The sequence below is a fragment of the Halogranum rubrum genome, assembly GCF_900114455.1.
Classification (GTDB): domain Archaea; phylum Halobacteriota; class Halobacteria; order Halobacteriales; family Haloferacaceae; genus Halogranum; species Halogranum rubrum.
This window is the reverse complement of sequence record NZ_FOTC01000005.1, coordinates 45487-63027: the sequence shown is the minus strand read 5'-3', so window position 1 is coordinate 63027 and position 17541 is coordinate 45487. Positions and strand designations below refer to the sequence as shown.

The window sequence follows — 17541 nt, the reverse complement described above, 5'->3', positions numbered from 1 at the left end:
GGGAGGTTGTCACCACATGACACCCGCAGACCGCATCGAGGAGTTCCGCCGACTCCTTGACGAGTGGCTCCGTGGCCTCTATCACGGCCTCATCTCCCATCCGGCCTACGAGAAGATAGAGAAGGAGGCCGAGGACATCGAGGACACGTTTATGCTCGCGTGTTTCCCCGACGCCTTCGGCATCCCGAGTCCCGTCTCGTACTACACCGCCGAACTCCTGCCCTACCTCGAAGACGAGTTCGAAGCGTGGGAGCGGCGGATGTGGGACCGCGGGTCGGTCCTCGAACGCAAAGGGCAGCAGTACCACTTCTGATGCGTAAGTTCGTCTTCTTCGGCGGGAAAGGTGGCGTCGGCAAGACCACCGTCTCCAGCGCCTACGCGCTCAAGTGCGCGAACGCCGGCCTCGACACGCTCGTCGTCTCCACCGACCCGGCCCACAGCACCTCCGACGTGTTCGACCAGCAGTTCAGCGACACGCCCCAACCCGTCGACGGCGTCGGGGGTCTCGACGCGATGGAGATAGACCCCGACGACGAGGTGGAGCGTCACCTGATGGAGACCAAGCGCGCACTCGGCGACCAGGTGAGCGCCGGGATGGTCAACGAGATAGACAGACAGATAGAGATGGCCCACCAGACGCCCGGTGCGTACGAGTCGGCGCTGTTCGACCGCTTCATCGAGGTGATGCGAGAGAGCGACGAGTACGACCGCGTCGTCTTCGACACGTCGCCGACGGGCGGGACGCTTCGACTCCTCTCGCTTCCGGAGTTCCTCGAAGGCTGGATAGAACGCCTCCTGATGAAGCGGAAACAGAGCGTCAAACTGTTCGAGCGCGCCGCCATCGGCAACAACGAACCACGGCGGATGATGGACGGCGACCCCATCATCGCCCGACTGGAGGCGCGAAAGGAGCAGTTCGAGTTCGCAGGTCGGGTGCTGCGAGACGAGGCGGCGTTCTTCCTCGTCGTCAACCCCGACGAACTCTCTATCCGCGAGACGCGCCGCGCCGTCGAGAGGTTGCACGACTACGGCCTCGACGTGCAGGGACTCGTCGTCAACAAACTCTCACCCGAACCGGGCGAGGACGAGGAAGGTATCGGCGCACAGTTCTTGCGCCAGCGCGTCGCAACCGAGCGCGAGCGCCTTCGAGAACTGCACGACACGTTCGACGTTCCGGTCGTCGCCGAAATCGGGCTTCGCGTCGCCGAAGTCAAAGGGGACCTGCTGACGACGGTTGCCGCAGAGATAGACGTCGACGTCGAACCAGAATCATAGAGATGACTATATCGAGGGTAAATATTAATCGATATTGCATACATCTTTGCTCCCGAGTCGAGGGTATCTCTCGAAATCGTGTAGAAGACCACGTCTGTCCCTTGTAGACACACGGCGCTGGAAGCTAATGTTTATATGTGGTATACACACATGCACGATGTGGTAACGTAACATGGTCCAGATCATCTGGCTGGTGGCGGCGGTACTCGTACTGTTCAGCCTGGGGTATTTCGGCTACTCCCGGTACCTGGCGCAGTTCGTCGAACTCGACGATGCAAACACGACACCGGCGCACAAGTACGAAGACGGACAGGAGTACGTTCCGGCGAAGAAACCGGTGCTCTTGGGGCATCACTATTCGAGTATCGCGGGCGGCGCACCCATCGTCGGCCCGATTACGGCCGGCGTCGTGTGGGGATGGCTTCCCGCACTCCTGTGGATTGCCATCGGTAACCCACTTCTGGGCGCGACCCACGACTTCGTCTCGCTGTCGGCGAGTCTCCGACACGAGGGGAAGTCCATCGGCTACATCATCGGCCAGTACGTCGGCGAGCGAGGCAAGAACATGCTCTTGTGGTTCGCCTTTCTCACCATCGTCCTCGTCGTCGCCGTGTTCGCGCTCGTCGTGGCCATCGTGTTCAACGCGTACCCGGAGGCCGCGACGGCCAGCCTCATCTACATCGGCCTCGCCGTCCTGTTCGGCGGGTATCTCTACCAACTGAATCTCCCCTTCATCCCCGGTACCGTGGCGTTCGTCGTCGCGATGTTCGTCGGCGTCTACCTCGGGATTCTGTACCCGCTCGCACTGTTCGAACCGGCGGCGCGCGCACCTGCCGAGACGTTCGTGCTGTTGGAGGGTATGAGTGGGTCGTGGCTCCCCGGTGCGGCGTCGCTCGGAGCCAACACCGCCGCGTGGGTGCCAATCATCATCCTCTACGGGGCGCTCGCGAGCGCCCTCCCGGTGTGGGTGCTCTTGCAACCGCGTGACTACCTCTCGTCGTTCCTGCTGTACACCGGTGTCGGTGGCGCGCTACTCGCCATCATCGTCGGCACCGTTCTCGGGACGTCGAGCCAACCGCTCGTGACCAACCTCGAACCGTTCTACGGGTTCATCGGCCGCTCCGGCGCGCCGCTGTTCCCGCTCTTGTTCATCACCATCGCCTGCGGGACCATCAGCGGGTTCCACTCGCTCGTCTCCTCGGGGACGACGTCGAAACAGCTCAACAAGGAGTCCGACGCCCGAGTCATCGGCTACGGGGGTATGCTCGGCGAGGGGCTCTTGGCTATCGTCGCGCTCTCGACGGTCGCCATCGTCTCGCCCGACGTGGGCGGCGGTATCGGCCTCGCGCTCCCGACGTTCGCACAGGGTGGCGGTATCATCCTGACGAGTTTCGGTATCCCGACGACCTTCGGCGGCCCGTTCATGGCGCTCGTGCTCGTGAGTTTCCTGCTCACGTCGACTGACACGGCCGTCCGTCTCGGTCGTTACATGATGGAGGAGATCGTCGGCACGCCCGAGACGTCGATACAGAAGGCGGCGACGAACCGCTACAGCAACGCCGCGGTTCAGGGGATTCCGGCGTACATCCTCATCACCAGCGGGTCGTGGCTGACGCTCTGGCAACTGTTCGGCGGTGCGAACCAGCTGCTGGCGGCCCTTGCACTGCTCACCGCGACGGTGTGGCTCGCCAACTGGGACGAGAGCAAACAGCTCATCAGCACCGGTGTGCCGATGGCGCTGATGGTCTTCATCACCGTCCTCGGTCTCGGCTGGCTGGCGTTCCACGACAACCTCTACGTGAAGTTCATCCAGGGCGAGTGGGGTGGTGCACCGACCCTGTTCGCACAGCTCTCGGCTGTCGTCCAGATCGTGTTGGCACTCACGCTCATCGGACTGGCGCTCGCGCTCGTCGTCATCGGCTATCAGAGCATCAGTAGTGCTCGCGGTCGTGGTAGCGGAACCACCGTCGCAGACGGCGGGTCGCCCAGAGACGACTGACCGTCGCTCTTCGTCCGACTCTTTTCGTCGTTTTTTCACTCGTTAGCGGCTGTCCGCTGCACATCTCACGGCGACTCGTCTCCGAGTGTCGACTGTGGAACTCGTGAGACTGAGGCGACTAGTGATAGCCCGTGATAGCTCGTGAGAACTCGGAGAACTCGTGATGACTCGTGACGACTCGTGGTCGTCTCAGCGGAGTCGACCGAAGAGTCGAGAGAGAAAGCCACCGCGTTCGTCGGTCGACGGCGCACCCCACAGCGTGAACGCGCGGACGACGTCGGCGTTCTCACTTACGACCACCGTCTCGTCGTCGGGTGCGACCACCGCGAGGTTCACCTCGTAGTGTCCGTAGTAGCCGTACTTGAGGAGGTTTCGGTCACTGTAGCCGTCGACGAACTCGCGGACGTCGTCGGGAATCGACGGCACGACGAGGACGAAGGTGAAGTCCGTGCCGTAGTGCTCTTCGTCGGCGACGAGCCACTCCGGGTGGTCGGTGAGTTCGTGTGCGAATTCGACGAGCGCTTCGAGGTCGGCGACGGTCACGGCGGTGCGACGCTGCGCGAAGAGATACTCCTCGGAGGTGTGGTTCGCGTAGTTCAACGCCGGATGGAAGAAGTGCTTCTCGCTCTCGACGCGCATCGTCCCGAACATCTCGAACGTCCGGCCGCGGACGGTTCGGTCCCGTTCGAGGTCGTAGTTGAACGCGAGGTTCGCACCGACCCGGTCGAAGTACTCGTCGTCCCACTCGGGGACGTCGTCGGGGAGTTCGACGTCGACACGGTTGCTCTCCCGTTCGGGCGCTCCCTCTTCACGCCGCTCGTCGGCGCTCATTGCTCGGGTTCGTAGGCGTGGGCGTCGCCCTCGCTTGGCGGTGCGCCGACGGCGACGACGTCGACGGCGCTGTCGGCGTCTTCGGGGTTGAACGCTCGCTGTGGGCTGCCCGGTTCGACCGTGAACAGGTGGTTCGGGCCGACTTCGTAGGTCTCGTCTGGCGTCTCGACGTGGAGCGTTCCTGAGAGGACGTAGAACGCCTCCTCTTGGTCGTCGTGATAGTGGTAGGCCAGCGGAATCTGCTCGCCCGGTTCGGCGACGAAGCGGTTGACGGCCATCTGTGTCAACCCGCCTTCCTCGGACAGCGCACGTTGTTCACACGGACGGTCGGGTGCCGGTTCGACCGCGTCTGTGTCGACGACTCGGTATCCCATATGTGGTGAGACAGCAGTAAACACACAAAAGTCCGTCGGGGTTCGACTCTCGGCGTCGTCTCCCGGTTGCGTCTCTCAGTCGCGTATCGAGCGGCCAAACGGACGGCGCTGCACGGTCACAACGCTTACCAGTGTGGTTCTCCAACGACTGTGTGAGAACGACCCATGGGTAAACAGACCGAACAGTGTGGCCGGTGTGCGATGTCTTCCGTCGTCGACTTCACGGAGAACGGCGGCGACGAGGACGAAGAGGCTTCCACCCGCGCCGCCCGCGCCGACCGTAACCCGTTCGGTGGTGACCGAATCGAAGTCGACGACGACGAACTGCGAGCGACGTCACCGGCGGCGTGGTTCGGGGGGCTCACGTCTCGCCTCGACGACGTGGCGACGCGGGTCATCTACGGCAGATAGACGCAGAGAGACGCTAGCATACCACAGTCTCGGCCGGTTACGCTTTATAGGCCGCGAACACGTAGTCAGTGCAACGGATGGAAGAGAGCATCTCCGGCTTCAAACAGCGCGGATCGTGGGGCGACATCGTCGAGCACGGCGAGCGTATCACTCGCGCGCTCCACGACGCGGGAGCAGATGGCGCCGCGTTCGACAACTGGAACGAGTGGCGACCCAAGGCGCACGAACGGCTGAACGAGGACGTCAACGACAAGACGGCCGAACAGGCCGCCGTCGGTGAGGGTGAAGGTGAGAAAGCGGGCAAAGCACCGGACGAGGACCTCCAGACGGCGGGTGAGAAGATTTCCGAGTCGTACGAGAAGGTCGGCGAGGGCGACAACGAAGGTGCGCTCGAATCGTGGCAGGACTCAATCAACCACGTCGCGCGCGCCGCCGACTCCGCCGGGCGCAAGGCGCTTCGCGCCGTCGAGGGAACCGTCTACCGCAAGGTGATGACCCAACTCGCGCCCTACTACTTCGACAACGAACTCGTCAGCGCCAACATCCAGAAGACGACGCGCGGCGAGGGCGAAGACACGTTCATCTTCGAGGTGAACGTCAACGACGACTACCTGAAAGACGAAGTGAGCAAGCGCCTCGGCGAGTACGAGAACGAAATCGACCGCTGGCACGTCGACACCGAGAAGGAGACGGCGACGGTGGAAGCCGTCGAAGGGGTCGAACCACCGGAGTCGAAGTTGGACTCGAAATCCACTCGAAACTGAAGCGCTCTTGGCGCTCGTACTTTGGAGTGGATTTCGAAGAAGTCGACTCGAAACTGAGAGGGCTCCCGGCGCTGGTACAGATTCACTGAACTATTCTCCGCCGTCTCTGACCCGGTCTGACACCGCGAGCGACCCGAGGACGACAGCCAGTATCGACACCATCCACACCCATATCGGAACGAGTGGGCCGCCACTGGTCTCGACGAGTCCACCGACTGCACCGACGGCGACGAATCCGACAATCATCAGTCCGGCCGCGACTGCGGCCTGCGGGTTTCCCGTCCGATATGAGTAGACGCCGGCGATGGCGACGGCGGCTCCGACGACGCCTGCGACGACTTGCACCGCACTGATCAGGAACGCCATCGGTCCACTGGATTCGGGGAGCGAAACGAGCGGGAGCACGGCGACAAGTACCCCGAGAGCGACGACGAGGGCGGCAATCACGCGGTAGCGGTGCTGACGGGCGTGGTCCGACACCGTCACAGCCATCACACCGACGCGGTCAGTTCGCGGAGGTTCTCGATTCGCTCTGCCGTCGACGGATGCGAACGCGCCGAGACGCGGAACTCCGTCTCGCCACCCGCCTCGAACCCGTGTGGCAGGAAACAGAGACCGCGGACCGTCTCGGTCGCTCGCAGGTCGCTCGTCGGCGTCGACTCGGTATCTTCCAGTCGTTGGAGGGCGCTGACCATCGCCGTCGGGTTGCCCGTCGCCTGCGCACCGGCGTAGTCGGCGACGAGTTCCCGGCGACGCGAGAGACGACGACTCAGAAAGACCACCGGCGAGGCCAAGAGACCGAGTGCGACGCCACCGAGCAGCACCGTCAGCGCGAGCATCAGCACGAACGAGACGAGTGAGGTGACGCTCAGCGGCGTGCCGGGCAGGTGTGGGAGACTGAGAACGTAGCCGACGACGGCGATGGCACCGAAGGCGAGCATCGACGCGCCGCCCAACCGTTCGTCCAGTCGCTCGAACACGTCGTAGTCGCCGTTCGTGAGCGTCGGGAGAAACGACGCGAGCGTCATCACGGCGGCGTCGCGGTTCTGGACGTGCGCGAGTTCGTGGGCGAGGACGGCGTCGAGTTCGTCGCCGTCGAGCGTATCGAGCAGCCCCGTGCTGACGACGACGGTGGCCCGTCGCGGACTGCCGACGGTGAAACTGTTCGGAATCGACGAGTCGACGACGGCGGGCGTCGGTCGGCTGACGTCCATCTGCGACGACAAGCGAGTCAGTCGCGTGACGAACTCGGGGTGAGTCTCGCGGGTCACGTCGAGGGCGTCGACGTCGTCGAGGAGTTCGCTTCGCGCGTAGCGAAGCTGTAACCAGAGGAACGCGACGAGCAACGGGACGACGAGCAGTGTCCACTCTGTGAGCATCGCGAGCGCGCCGGGAAGCGACGTGGTGAGTGCCGTCGTCACGGGACTCACCCACGGTCGGAGGAGGAACGCGAACGCGAGGACACAGAGGAGGTTCGCACCGAGGACGAGTGTGAGCGTCCCCAGCATTCGGAGGGTCAGGGCGGTGTCCTTGGACATCCTTAGTCGGTACGATGACATGCTCGCATAAATGTTTTCTCAGGGACAAGGATTTTAACGCATTACGACCGATGGAAATCGTGGCATACGACCCCGCTCGCGCTGCCCTCGCCCTCCTCTGTGTCCTGGTGGTCGCCTTCGCCGCGTCGCTGTTTCCCGCGACGGGGTTCGGCGCGTACCCCACCGGGACCGGCAGTGGCGGCCCAATCGATAGCTCGCTCGACTCGCCGGGAATCACCGACCCCGACGCGGTCGACTCCGGACCGTCCAGTGCAGACGACACCCCGACGGCGGCACCACAGACAGCGACGCCGACGACACAGACCGAAACGCCCGACGAGTCGAACTCCACGTCGGTCGGTGACGGTGGTGACGGCGGAGGCGGTGGTGACATCGTCGTCGCCATCGTCGGTGCCGGTTTCGTCGTGCTCGTCGGCTTCGCGGGCTTCCTCCTCGTCCCGCTCGGCAGTAACACCAACCTCTCTATCGCCGGTGTCGAACTTCCCGCACTCCAATCGCGTCTGCGCTCCATCGTCGGCGCGATTCCGCGCCGGACGATGACGTTCGTCGTCGGCCTCTCGGCGTCGGTACCGGGACTCCTCGACAGTCTCGGCAGCACACTCGCACAGGTCGGCAGCGGCCTCGGCACCGTCGCCTCCGGACTGGCCAGCGCAGTTGCGAACTCCGCGCGCCTCCTGACGGCCGGTCTCGGCGGCCTGTTCGTCACGCTTCCGCGTGCTTTCGGCGGCCTGTTCTCGGTCTTCGACGGTCTCTCGCGGACCGGCGGGTCGTTCCGCCGCCGCTCCAGCGACGACGCCGACGACGCTACATCCGTGGCCTCGCCGCCCGTCGGCGGAGACGAAGACGACGGCCCCCGCCTCCCGCGCTCCGTCGAGGAGGCGTGGACGGCGATGGTCGAACTCGTCCCGATTCGCGACCGGCGCAGTACGACACCGGGCGAGTACGCTCGCGCCGCCATCGACGCCGGACTGCCGGCCACGCCGGTCCAGCGGTTGACCGCGCTGTTCGAAGAGACGCGATACGGTGACCGGCCGTCGACGGCCGACCGGGTCCAGTCTGCGCGGGCGGCGCTTCGCTCGATTCTCGACAGAGGTGAAGACCGATGAAGGTGACTCGGAGTGCTGGCCGGTTGGTCGGCCGCCTCGTCGGCCGTGCCGAGCGTCTCGTCTCGACGCGCGAACTGCTGCTCGCCGTCGGCACACTGTCGTTCCTGCTCGCCGTCGCCGTCGCCCTTCTCCCGGCCGCGTACGTTCCCGCGGCGGTCACGTGGACCGCCGGGACGCTCGTCGCCAACCGGTCGACGGTACTCTTCGCGGGTGCCGTCGCCGGTGGGTTCGGTGTCTGGGCACTGTACCGTGGCTCTGCTGGCGAAGACGACGCCGACCCGGTCGAGTTCCCGACGCGCCCGCCGGAGTTCGCCTACTACGACGAGCGTCGGACGGTCGGCGGGGCCATCGACCTCGCGACGAGCGACGAGGACCTCCCCGACTGGAAGGCCGGTCGTTCCCGCCGCGATACGCGGACGCAACTCCACGACGCCGCCGTCGCGGTCATCACCGAACGCGAGGGGTGTTCGCCGCAGGTCGCCCGCGACGCGATTGCGGTGGGGACGTGGACCGACTCGCCGCGTGCCGCGCGCTTCCTCGGTGGCACCGACGCCGCGGACCTGCCGCTCAGCGTTCGTATCCGCGACTGGGCCAGCGGTGACTCCTACCGGCGACACGTCGAAGCGACGGTCGACGAAATCGCCGCACTCGACGGCGGTGAGCGCCGATGAGTTGGACGGACTACGGCCAGATGACCCGCGACCCGACGACGCACGTCCCGAAGACAGCGCAGGATGCGGACGACGACTCTCCGGCGGCGTCTGACGGAGTCGAGTCGGACGTGCAGCCAGCATCCGACTCGCCAGCCGACGTCTCCTCGTCTGCAGACGGTTCGGACGGTTCGGACGGGTCGCCCCGTCGGCCGGATTCGACCAGCGCGAGGGTAACGACCGAGTCGTCGACGGCGACGAGTCCCGTTCGCTGGGACGTCGGCTTGACGGTCGGCCTGCTCGCGGGAGCGACCGGTGTCCTCGTCGGCAACCCGGCCGTCTTCCTCTCGGCCGTGGTCGGACTGACCTACGCGGGCTATCGCTACGCGACTCGGCCGCCGACGCTCGACCTCACGTTCGAGCGAACCCTGAGCGACACCTCGCCGTCGCCGGGGTCGACAGTCGAAGTCACGCTCACGGTGACGAACGAAGACGAGAACTCGGTCGCCGACCTCCGCGTCGTCGACGGCGTTCCGGAGAAGGTCACCGTCGTCGACGGCAGTCCGCGCGTGTGTACGAGTCTCCGCCCCGGCGAGTCCGACGTGGTCGTCTACACCGTCCGCGCCTACCGCGGCAGTCACGCCTTCGGCGACACCGTCGTCGCCGCCCGCAACGTCAGCGGCGCGGCCGAACGCCGTGCGACGGTGACCGTCCCGACGACGCTGACCTGCGAGGCCGGTCTCGAACACGTCTCGTTGACGAGTCAAACAATCACCAGCAGCGGCCGTGTCGCGACGAACTCCGGTGGTCACGGGTTGGAGTTCTACGCGACCCGCAAACACCAACCCTCGGACCCGATGAGTCGCGTCGACTGGAAGCGATTCGCCCGGACGGGCGAGTTGACGACGGTGCTCTTCCGACAGGAGCGCGCCGCCACGGTGGTCGTCGTCGTCGACACCCGACCCGACGCACACGTCGTGCGCGAGGAAGGCGAACCCGACGCCGTGTGGCTCTCGGCTTACGCTGGCGAGCGTCTCACCGAGGCGCTGTTGAACGCCAGCAACCGCGTCGGGGCCGCCCTCTACGGGCCGGAGGAGTCGTATCTCACGCCCGGAACCGGCCGCGACCAGGCGCTTCGCGTCGGACAGTTCTTCGAGACCATCGAATCGCCCGCCGAGGAGACGGACTTCTTCGGCTCTCGGACGGCCGACTGGGGTTTCGACGCGCTGTTGAAACGCCTCCCGAGTGACGCGCAGGTGGTGTTCCTCTCGCCGTTCGTCGACGACGACCCGACGACGGCCGTCCGGCGACTGCAGGCACACGGCCACGCCGTCACCGTCGTCACGCCTGACCTCTCGGGTGACACGCTCGGCGGAACCGTCTCCCGGATGGGCCGAAAACGACGGCTCTCAGAGCTCAGACGCCGCGAGATTCGGGTGGTGGAGTGGTCGCCCGACGAACCGCTCTACACTGCCGTCGACCGGGCCGCCGTAAGGTGGTCGCCGTGACCCGCGGTTCACGGGAGTTCGAGACGACCGCCAGTCGGTTCGGCGCGTCGCTGGCGCTCGTCGTCGCGGCCGTCGCGGCGTTCGTCCTCGTCGCCAGCACCGGTGAACTCCTTCGTGGCCTCGTCGGCGTCGGCGGTGCGGTGCTCGTCGGTCGAAGCGCGAAGACGCTCGACACGCGGTCGAACGAACAGCGTGCGGTCGGGAGTCTCGGCGTCGTCGTCGGTTCGGCGCTCCTCGTCGGGGCCGTCGCCGTCACCGACGTCGCCTCGGTACTCGTCGCCGTCGCCGCGTTCGCAGTGATGGCCGTCGCCCTCGACGCGACGACCGGTCTCGACGAAGACACCGGACAGAACCTGTTCCGAACGCTCATCCACTCCAGTGTCGCGGTCGGTATACTCACCGTCGTCACGGCGAGCATCGCACTCGGTCTGCCCGCCGCGCTCGTCGCGTGGGTGGCCGAGGTTGGTGAGACGGTCGTCCGGTCGAGCGACTTCGCGGCGTTCGTCTCCGTCCAAATCGGTGTCCTCCTCGTCTCGCTCTTGCTCGCCCGTGCGCTGCCGCGACTCGACCGCTGGACGCCCGACGCGTGGCTTCCCGAGCAGCGCGAACTGCTCGGCCACCTCGCGACCGAACCGTGGGAGGTTCCGCGGTGGGTGTTGGGACTGCTCGGCGTACAAGTCGTCGTCGCACTCGGCGACGGTGGCGGTCATCTGTTCGCGACGCTCCTCGACCTGACTGCCGTGTTCGGCGACGTGTTCCGGTTCCTCCTGCACTCCGGTGTCGTCCACGTCCCGCTCGCCGTCGTGCTCGCCGTCCTCGGTGGCATCGTCCTCGCGGACTACCTCCGTGGAGTGCTCGTCGTCTGGGCGGGCGACGACCCGCCGGAGACGCTCGCACACGCCAGTGGGGGTGTCGCTGTCGGCGTCGCTCTCGGTGTACTCACTGCGGTGCCGATGGTCGCCACGCTCGTCACCGCTCCGTTCCACCCCGAGTCGTCGGCAGCGGCGCTGACGCAGGTGTTCGGACTCGGGACGACGCTACTCGGTAGTCTCGTCGCCGCACTCGTCGCCGTCCTCGCCGTCGTCGGAACGGCGCTGTCGGTGACGAACAGTCGGTACATCCCGCCCGAAGCGGGTGGGTTCGCCATCGGCAGCGGTCTACTGTTCGTCGCGGCTCTCGTGGGAACCGTCAGCAGCGTCCCGCCGTTCGTGACGTTCGTCGCCGTCGGCGCGGCGCTGCTCGTCTGGGACCTCGGTGAGAACGCGGTCGGTCTGGGTCGACAACTCGGCGTCGACGCAGAGACGCGGCGAGGCGAAGTCGTCCACACGACGGGGAGCGCCCTCGCCGTCGGTGTGGGTATCGTCGTCGCCGTCGTCGCCATGTACGGACTCGGCCCGCTGTCGGTGCCGAGCGGCGGTCGCGCACTCCTCGCACTCGTGTTGGCACTCGTCGCGCTGCTGGCGTTCGTCGCTGCTATCGACCGAACGGAGGGTCACGAACGTCAAGAGTGATAACGACGGCTCACTAGCTTCGAGTCGATGCCGGAACCGTTGCACGCGAAAGCGGGTGAACTGTCCGCCGACGAGATTCTGGACGCACTTCGTGAGGGACGGCGTGTCGTCATCGAAACGGAGATGCTCGGCGGCGTCCACAAGGTGACGCTCCGCATCGACGGCGACGTCTACTACTGTGACACGCCGACGACGCTCCACAGACATCCCGACGAAGAGGGGATGCGTACGTGTATCGACAGGATGGGATACGGCCGGCGCGACGAGTAGCTCCCCGAACCTCTCACCCAGACTGCACGCACCTCGCCAACGCAGAGTTTTAATTCCGGTCGTCGCAAATGGTGTGCCATGACAGACCGGTCGGATATGGAGGACCTCCTGCAGACCGAGGACCCCAGCTTCCAGCACGTACTCGCGTGTGTTTTCGGGATTCAGGACCACGAGAGCCGAACGTATCTCGTCCTCCGCGACAACCCCGGAAGCACCGTCGCCGAGTTGGCCCAGAAACTCGACCGGGACCGAAGCAACGTGAACCGGTCGCTCACGACCCTGCTGGAGAAAGGGCTGGTCGAACGTCGTCGACGCCTGCTCGACCCCGGCGGCTACGTCTATCAGTACACTGCGACGCCGCTCGACGAAGCGAAGGAGATGCTCCACGAGGCACTCGACGAGTGGGTCGAGACGGTCCACGCGGCAATCGACGGGTTCGGCGAGGACTCCTGACCCTACCGCTACATCTCGTCACCCGTCGCCAAATTTCCCCAAACCGCCCTCCTTTTGACGGACCGCGACGACCACCGAACCAATGAGTCTCGAACTCTCGACGGAGGCTCCGGAAGCACCGGAGAACGCCGTCGACGGGATGTGGCTGGAGTGTATCGAGTGCGGCGAGACGTTCGCCCCGTTCGAAGCCGTCCGCTACACCTGCGACGACTGTGACAGCCTGCTCGAAGTCCGTTACTCGACTCTCCCGACGTGGGACGACTTCGACGGAGACGGCGTCTGGCGCTACTCGGCGGCACTCCCGTTCGACGATGCCGTCTCCATCCCGGAGGGGTCGACGCCGCTGCACTACGTCCCTCGACTGGAGAAGGGCGTCGGCGTCAACCGCCTCCGAATCAAACACGAGGGGATGAACCCGACGGGGTCGTTCAAAGACCGAGGCATGACCGTCGGCGTCACCGTCGCCCGAGAACTCGGTGTCGACCGACTCGCGTGTGCGTCGACCGGGAACACCTCGGCCGCACTCGCCGCCTACGGGTCGCGTGCCGGTCTCGAAACGCTCGTCCTCTTGCCCGAAGGCAAAGTCGCCGCCGGAAAGATTGCGCAGGCGGCGCTCCACGACGCGCGTATCCTCGAAGTCGACGGCAACTTCGACGAGTGTCTCGACATCGTCCAGGAACTCGCCGCCCGCGGCGAGGCCTACCTGCTCAACTCGCTGAACCCCTTCCGACTGGAGGGCCAGAAGACCATCGGCCTGGAGATTCTCGAAGAGTTCCGTCAGGACCACGGCCGCTACCCGGACCGTATCGTCCTGCCCGTCGGCAACGCGGGCAACACTGCTGCGCTGTACAAGGCGTTCCGAGAACTCGTCCAGGCCGGCGCACTCCACCCCCGTGACGTGCCGAAACTCACCGGCGTCCAGGCCGAGGGGGCCGCGCCGATGGTCGAGGCCATCGAGAACGACGCCGACGAAGTCCGTCGCTGGGAGGAGGTAGAGACGAAGGCGACGGCCATCCGCATCGGCAACCCGGTCAACGCGCCGAAAGCACTGCCCGGTATCCGCGAGACGAACGGGACGGCCGTCGCCGTCTCCGACGACGCCATCACGTCGGCGCAACGCGCACTCGCCAAGGAAGGCATCGGCGTCGAACCCGCCTCTGCGGCCTCCGTAGCAGGCCTCCAGAAACTCGCCAACCGTGGCGTCGTCGACGAGGACGAAGACGTCGTCTGTCTCACGACGGGCCACCTGCTGAAAGACCCCGATGCGGCGTTCGAGGCCGGCAACGAACCCGAACCGGTCCCGAACGACACCGACGAGGTACTGTCACATCTCGAAGGTCAGTCGTCGGGTCGTGGCGGTATCCTGAAGCGACTGCTCGGCCGGTAAGCGCGTCTCCTCGTCTCCCCCCGCGTGACGGGTGTCTGACGCACGCTTTTCACGGTGTGTTACTTATTCACGTGTGTGCCTTCGAGTAGCCTGCCGACCGGGACCGTGAGTCACGCTCGCGGCGACCGGACGCGACCAACCGACAGCGACAGCGACGTGGACGCCCCTCACCCGCCGACGGTGCGCGACCAACGTCTCGCCGTTCACGACGGCGGGTCGCAGTCTCGCCCTGACCCCTCGCGAGACGCACGAGACTCACGAAACTCGCCCGACGACGCCGACGAGGCGGCCCAGCGAATCACCGAACTGGAGGCCGAAGTCGCCGCCCTCGAACGCGAACTCGCGCGACGCGACGCCGACCACCAAGAGATCATCCACCGGTACGAGCACGTCCTCGCCGAGACGAACGTCACACCGAAACAACAGCAGACGGACGTCCATCCCGTCCGTTCGCGCGTCACCGCCGTCTTCGACCGTGCGGAACGTGCCGTCTCCGTCTCACGGACGACAGACGCGAAGAGACAAGCCGATACGCGCCCGCTTCGAGAGCGTCTCCTTCAACTGTTGCCGTGGCGGTGACTCGCCGACCCGCGAGTCGGCACTGACGCGCACGCTTTTCGTCGGTCGATGCCGCTCCCAGCGGCGCTGCTGGCTCTGACGAGGTGACGGAAAAAAGAACGCAGTCGAGGTCGAATCACTTCTCGACTCGGCCTCGTACCTGACTCGACGACCGAAACGATGGCACACGGTCAGCGGTCGAGTCGGTGTTCAATCGTGAATCGGTAGGAACTCGTTCAGCCCTGGTAGACGACCTGGGTCTGACTGCTGGACTGGTCTTGGTCGGCGTCGTTGTTGTAGCCCTTCTGCGTCGAGTCCTGGTCCTGCTCGCTCTTCTGGTCTTGGTCGGCGTCGTTGTGTGCGCCCTTCTGCTCGGAGCGCTGGTACTGGTCGTTCTTCTGTTCTTGGTCAGCGTCGTTGTATGCGCCCTTCTGCGAGGAGTCCTGGTCCTGCTCGTTCTTCTGCTCTTGCTCAGCGTCGTTGTCGTAGCCCTTCTGCTCGGACTCTTGGTACTGGTCGTTCTTCTGCTCTTGGTCGGCGTCGTTCTTGTAGCCCTTCTGCTCGGCACCCTGCTCTTGGTCGTTCTTCTGCTCTTGGTCAGCGTCGTTGTGTGCGCCCCATTGGTCGGCCCACTGGTCTTGGTCGTTCTTCTGCTCTTGGTCGGCGTCGTTACGGTCGCCCTCCTGGCTGACGCCCTGGCGCTGGTCGTTCTTCTGCTCCTGGTCAGCGTCGTTGTCGTAGCCCCACTGGTCCGCCCAACTCGACTGCTCGCTCTTCTGGTCTTGGTCCGCGTCGTTCTTCTCGTCCCAACTCCACGCGGACGCCATCCCGGCGAACCCGCTGAGCGCGATTGTAGCAACTACGAACACGACTAGCACTTGCCGTCCGAATTTTCTTGACATGGTGTATCATCCGTCAGGGCCCCTTCTCGCATCGACTACTGAAGTCGCCCTGACGAGATGACCATGGCCAGGTGTCACATTAGTTACTCGTCATTTTACGTCAGCTTAACCTAGGGTACGCTCGGACTTTCGCTAGCTTGTGAGTGTCGCTCGCGATAGTTAGTGCGCCGCAAGAATTGACTCGTCTCACTTCACGTCGTACCGCTGTCCAGCGATTAAAACCTGGTTTATGCGATAGGACTGGGACGGTGTTCGGCTACTCGTCGCCGTTCAACGTGATGCGTTTCACATCTGCGATGCGGTCGTCCGAGAGGAGTTGCTCGACCACCTCGTCGGTGACGGGCGCGTCGAGGTTGTAGACGGTCAGCGCCTCGCCACCACTCTGCGTGCCGGCGCGGCGAGCGTTGAACATCCCGGCGATGTTGACACCGTGGTCGCCGAGGACCGTCCCGATGAGGCCGATGACGCCCGGTTTGTCGTAGTTGCGGGCGACGAGCATGTGGCCGTGTGGGATGGCGTCGACGCGGTAGCCGTCGATGCGGACGATACGCGGGTCGTCGCCGGCGAACAGCGTCCCGCAGACGCCGAGCGACCCTTCGTCGTTGCCGACGCGGACGGTGATGAGACTCTGGAAGTCCTCGGCCTGTCGGGTCTTCGTCTCGCTGACCTCGATACCGCGCTCCTCGGCGATTCGCGGTGCGTTGACCGCGTTGACCTGCCACTCCAGCGGTTCGAAGACGCCCTTCAGCGCGCTGGCGGTGACGAGTTCGATACCCTCGGCGGCGATGTCGCCCTCGTAGCGGACTTCGACCTCCGAGATACGGCCGTCGAACACCTGGGCGGCGATTTTGCCGGCCGTCTCGGCGAGACCGATGTACGGACGAATGCGGGGGAAGGCGCTCTCGTCGACAGACGGTGCGTTCAGCGCGTTCATCACCGGTTCGTCGTTGAGCGCGGCGATTATCTGGTCGGCGATGCTCGTCGCGACGTTCTCCTGTGCTGCCGAGGTCGATGCGCCGAGATGCGGTGTGACGACGACGTCTTCTACACCGAGAAGCGGGTTGTCTTCAGTGACCGGTTCGTCGGCGAAGACGTCGATTGCGGCCCCGTCGAGGATGCCGGCGTCGACTGCTTCGGCGAGCGCCGCCTCGTCGACGACGCCGCCGCGGGCGCAGTTGACGAGATAGCCGCCGCCCATCAGTTCGAGTTCGTCGAGCGAAATCATCCCCTCCGTCTCCGGCGTCAGCGGCGTGTGGACGGTCAGGAAGTCGGCGCGTTCGAGACACGCCTCGAAGTCGACGAGTTCGGCGCCCAACTGGTCGGCGCGTTCCTCGCTGATGTAGGGGTCGAACGCGACGAGGTCCATTCCCAGGTTCCCGAGTTTCTTGGCGACCTCTTGGCCGACGCGGCCGAGACCGACGACGCCGAGGGTCTTGCCGTTGACTTCGGTCCCCAAGTAGTCGGATTTGGCCCACTCGCCGTTCTTGAGGCGAACGTGTGCCTGCGGGATAGAGCGGGCGGCGGCGAACGCCATCGCGACGGTGTGTTCGGCGGCGGCACGGACGTTCCCTTCGGGGGCGTTGGCGACGATGACACCGTAGTCGGTGGCGGCGTCGATGTCGATGTTGTCGACACCGATACCGGCGCGGCCCACCATGACGAGATTCGGTGCGGCCTCGAACAGCTCCTCGGTGACTTCTGTTCCGGAGCGGACGACGAGCGCGTTCGCGTCGGAGACGGCGTCCAAGAGTGCGTCGCCTTCGACGTCGTAGGCGGTCTCTACCTCGTAGCCCGCATCACGCAACCGGTCGAGGCCGGCGTCGGCGATGGGGTCCGTGACGAGTACCTTCATACGTCGTGTGAGCCATGCCCGGTGGTTAATGCTTTCTTCCTGTGCCGAACATGCCGCGTTCTTGGGGTTGTCACATGGGTTCTATACACATGCGTGCATATTCTCTGCTTCTGTTGCCGGTGAAACTGCCG

19 protein-coding genes are annotated in these 17541 nt (G+C 65.2%); 13 read left to right on the top strand and 6 right to left on the bottom strand.

Annotated elements, in window-relative coordinates:
- The first annotated feature begins 16 nt into the window (after positions 1-16).
- The 3 genes from BM083_RS17385 to BM083_RS17375 all read left to right on the top strand — a co-directional run bounded on the left by BM083_RS17385 (position 17) and on the right by BM083_RS17375 (position 3274).
- On the top strand, positions 17-313 hold the full coding sequence (locus BM083_RS17385) for a DUF7990 family protein (RefSeq protein ID WP_089871075.1): 297 nt from the start codon (positions 17-19) through the stop codon (positions 311-313).
- Positions 313-1275 carry an ArsA family ATPase gene (locus tag BM083_RS17380; protein WP_089871073.1) on the top strand — a complete coding sequence of 321 codons (963 nt, stop codon included), beginning with the start codon at positions 313-315 and terminating at the stop codon, positions 1273-1275. Before BM083_RS17385 ends, BM083_RS17380 begins: the two co-directional genes overlap by 1 nt.
- Positions 1276-1447: 172 nt before the next feature.
- Positions 1448-3274 (top strand): carbon starvation CstA family protein, encoded by a 1827-nt coding sequence (locus BM083_RS17375; protein WP_089871071.1) that lies wholly within the window; start codon positions 1448-1450, stop codon positions 3272-3274.
- Positions 3275-3463: 189 nt separating this feature from the next.
- Here the strand turns inward: BM083_RS17375 and BM083_RS17370 are convergent, their stop codons facing one another.
- Together BM083_RS17370 and BM083_RS17365 are read right to left on the bottom strand one after the other, a co-directional pair.
- Positions 3464-4105, bottom strand: a complete 642-nt coding sequence (locus BM083_RS17370) for a DUF8052 family protein (RefSeq protein WP_089871069.1) — start codon at positions 4103-4105, stop codon at positions 3464-3466.
- A complete protein-coding gene (locus BM083_RS17365) occupies positions 4102-4479 on the bottom strand; it encodes a cupin domain-containing protein (protein ID WP_089871066.1) in 378 nt (125 codons plus the stop codon). Before BM083_RS17365 ends, BM083_RS17370 begins: the two co-directional genes overlap by 4 nt.
- Before the next feature lie 165 nt (positions 4480-4644).
- Here BM083_RS17365 and BM083_RS17360 point away from each other — a divergent pair, with 165 nt between their 5' ends.
- A complete protein-coding gene (locus tag BM083_RS17360) occupies positions 4645-4890 on the top strand; it encodes a DUF8007 family protein (RefSeq protein WP_089871065.1) in 246 nt (81 codons plus the stop codon).
- A 77-nt stretch (positions 4891-4967) separates the two neighbouring features.
- A complete protein-coding gene (locus BM083_RS17355) occupies positions 4968-5654 on the top strand; it encodes a DUF5828 family protein (protein ID WP_089871064.1) in 687 nt (228 codons plus the stop codon).
- Between the two features lie 90 nt (positions 5655-5744).
- Here BM083_RS17355 and BM083_RS17350 read toward each other — a convergent pair whose 3' ends face one another.
- Together BM083_RS17350 and BM083_RS17345 are read right to left on the bottom strand one after the other, a co-directional pair.
- Complete coding sequence (locus BM083_RS17350) at positions 5745-6146, bottom strand: hypothetical protein (protein ID WP_245756929.1); 402 nt, start codon at positions 6144-6146, stop codon at positions 5745-5747.
- Complete coding sequence (locus tag BM083_RS17345) at positions 6146-7192, bottom strand: M48 family metalloprotease (RefSeq protein ID WP_089871063.1); 1047 nt, start codon at positions 7190-7192, stop codon at positions 6146-6148. Before BM083_RS17345 ends, BM083_RS17350 begins: the two co-directional genes overlap by 1 nt.
- An 80-nt stretch (positions 7193-7272) precedes the next feature.
- Between BM083_RS17345 and BM083_RS17340 the strand changes: the two genes are divergently transcribed.
- The 8 genes from BM083_RS17340 to BM083_RS17305 all read left to right on the top strand — a co-directional run bounded on the left by BM083_RS17340 (position 7273) and on the right by BM083_RS17305 (position 14677).
- On the top strand, positions 7273-8319 hold the full coding sequence (locus tag BM083_RS17340) for a DUF4129 domain-containing protein (protein WP_177197685.1): 1047 nt from the start codon (positions 7273-7275) through the stop codon (positions 8317-8319).
- Complete coding sequence (locus tag BM083_RS17335; protein WP_089871059.1) at positions 8316-8990, top strand: DUF7269 family protein; 675 nt, start codon at positions 8316-8318, stop codon at positions 8988-8990. The genes BM083_RS17340 and BM083_RS17335 overlap by 4 nt, the downstream gene beginning before the upstream one ends.
- Positions 8987-10477, top strand: a complete 1491-nt coding sequence (locus BM083_RS17330) for a DUF58 domain-containing protein (protein WP_089871056.1) — start codon at positions 8987-8989, stop codon at positions 10475-10477. The genes BM083_RS17335 and BM083_RS17330 overlap by 4 nt, the downstream gene beginning before the upstream one ends.
- Positions 10474-11988: a DUF7519 family protein gene (locus BM083_RS17325; protein ID WP_143085762.1), complete on the top strand. Its 1515-nt coding sequence runs from the start codon at positions 10474-10476 to the stop codon at positions 11986-11988. The genes BM083_RS17330 and BM083_RS17325 overlap by 4 nt, the downstream gene beginning before the upstream one ends.
- 27 nt (positions 11989-12015) lie before the next feature.
- Positions 12016-12258: a DUF8001 family protein gene (locus BM083_RS17320; RefSeq protein WP_089871052.1), complete on the top strand. Its 243-nt coding sequence runs from the start codon at positions 12016-12018 to the stop codon at positions 12256-12258.
- Between the two features lie 78 nt (positions 12259-12336).
- A complete protein-coding gene (locus BM083_RS17315) occupies positions 12337-12711 on the top strand; it encodes a helix-turn-helix domain-containing protein (protein ID WP_009367260.1) in 375 nt (124 codons plus the stop codon).
- 82 nt (positions 12712-12793) lie between these two features.
- Positions 12794-14098 carry a threonine synthase gene (gene thrC / locus BM083_RS17310; protein ID WP_089871050.1) on the top strand — a complete coding sequence of 435 codons (1305 nt, stop codon included), beginning with the start codon at positions 12794-12796 and terminating at the stop codon, positions 14096-14098.
- 75 nt (positions 14099-14173) lie between these two features.
- Positions 14174-14677: a hypothetical protein gene (locus tag BM083_RS17305; RefSeq protein ID WP_089871048.1), complete on the top strand. Its 504-nt coding sequence runs from the start codon at positions 14174-14176 to the stop codon at positions 14675-14677.
- Between the two features lie 215 nt (positions 14678-14892).
- Here BM083_RS17305 and BM083_RS17300 read toward each other — a convergent pair whose 3' ends face one another.
- A complete protein-coding gene (locus BM083_RS17300; protein WP_143085761.1) occupies positions 14893-15558 on the bottom strand; it encodes a midas domain-containing protein in 666 nt (221 codons plus the stop codon).
- A 256-nt stretch (positions 15559-15814) separates the two neighbouring features.
- Entirely contained in the window at positions 15815-17410 is a 1596-nt protein-coding gene (gene serA / locus BM083_RS17295; protein ID WP_009367265.1) for a phosphoglycerate dehydrogenase, read from the bottom strand.
- Positions 17411-17541: the final 131 nt, after the last annotated feature.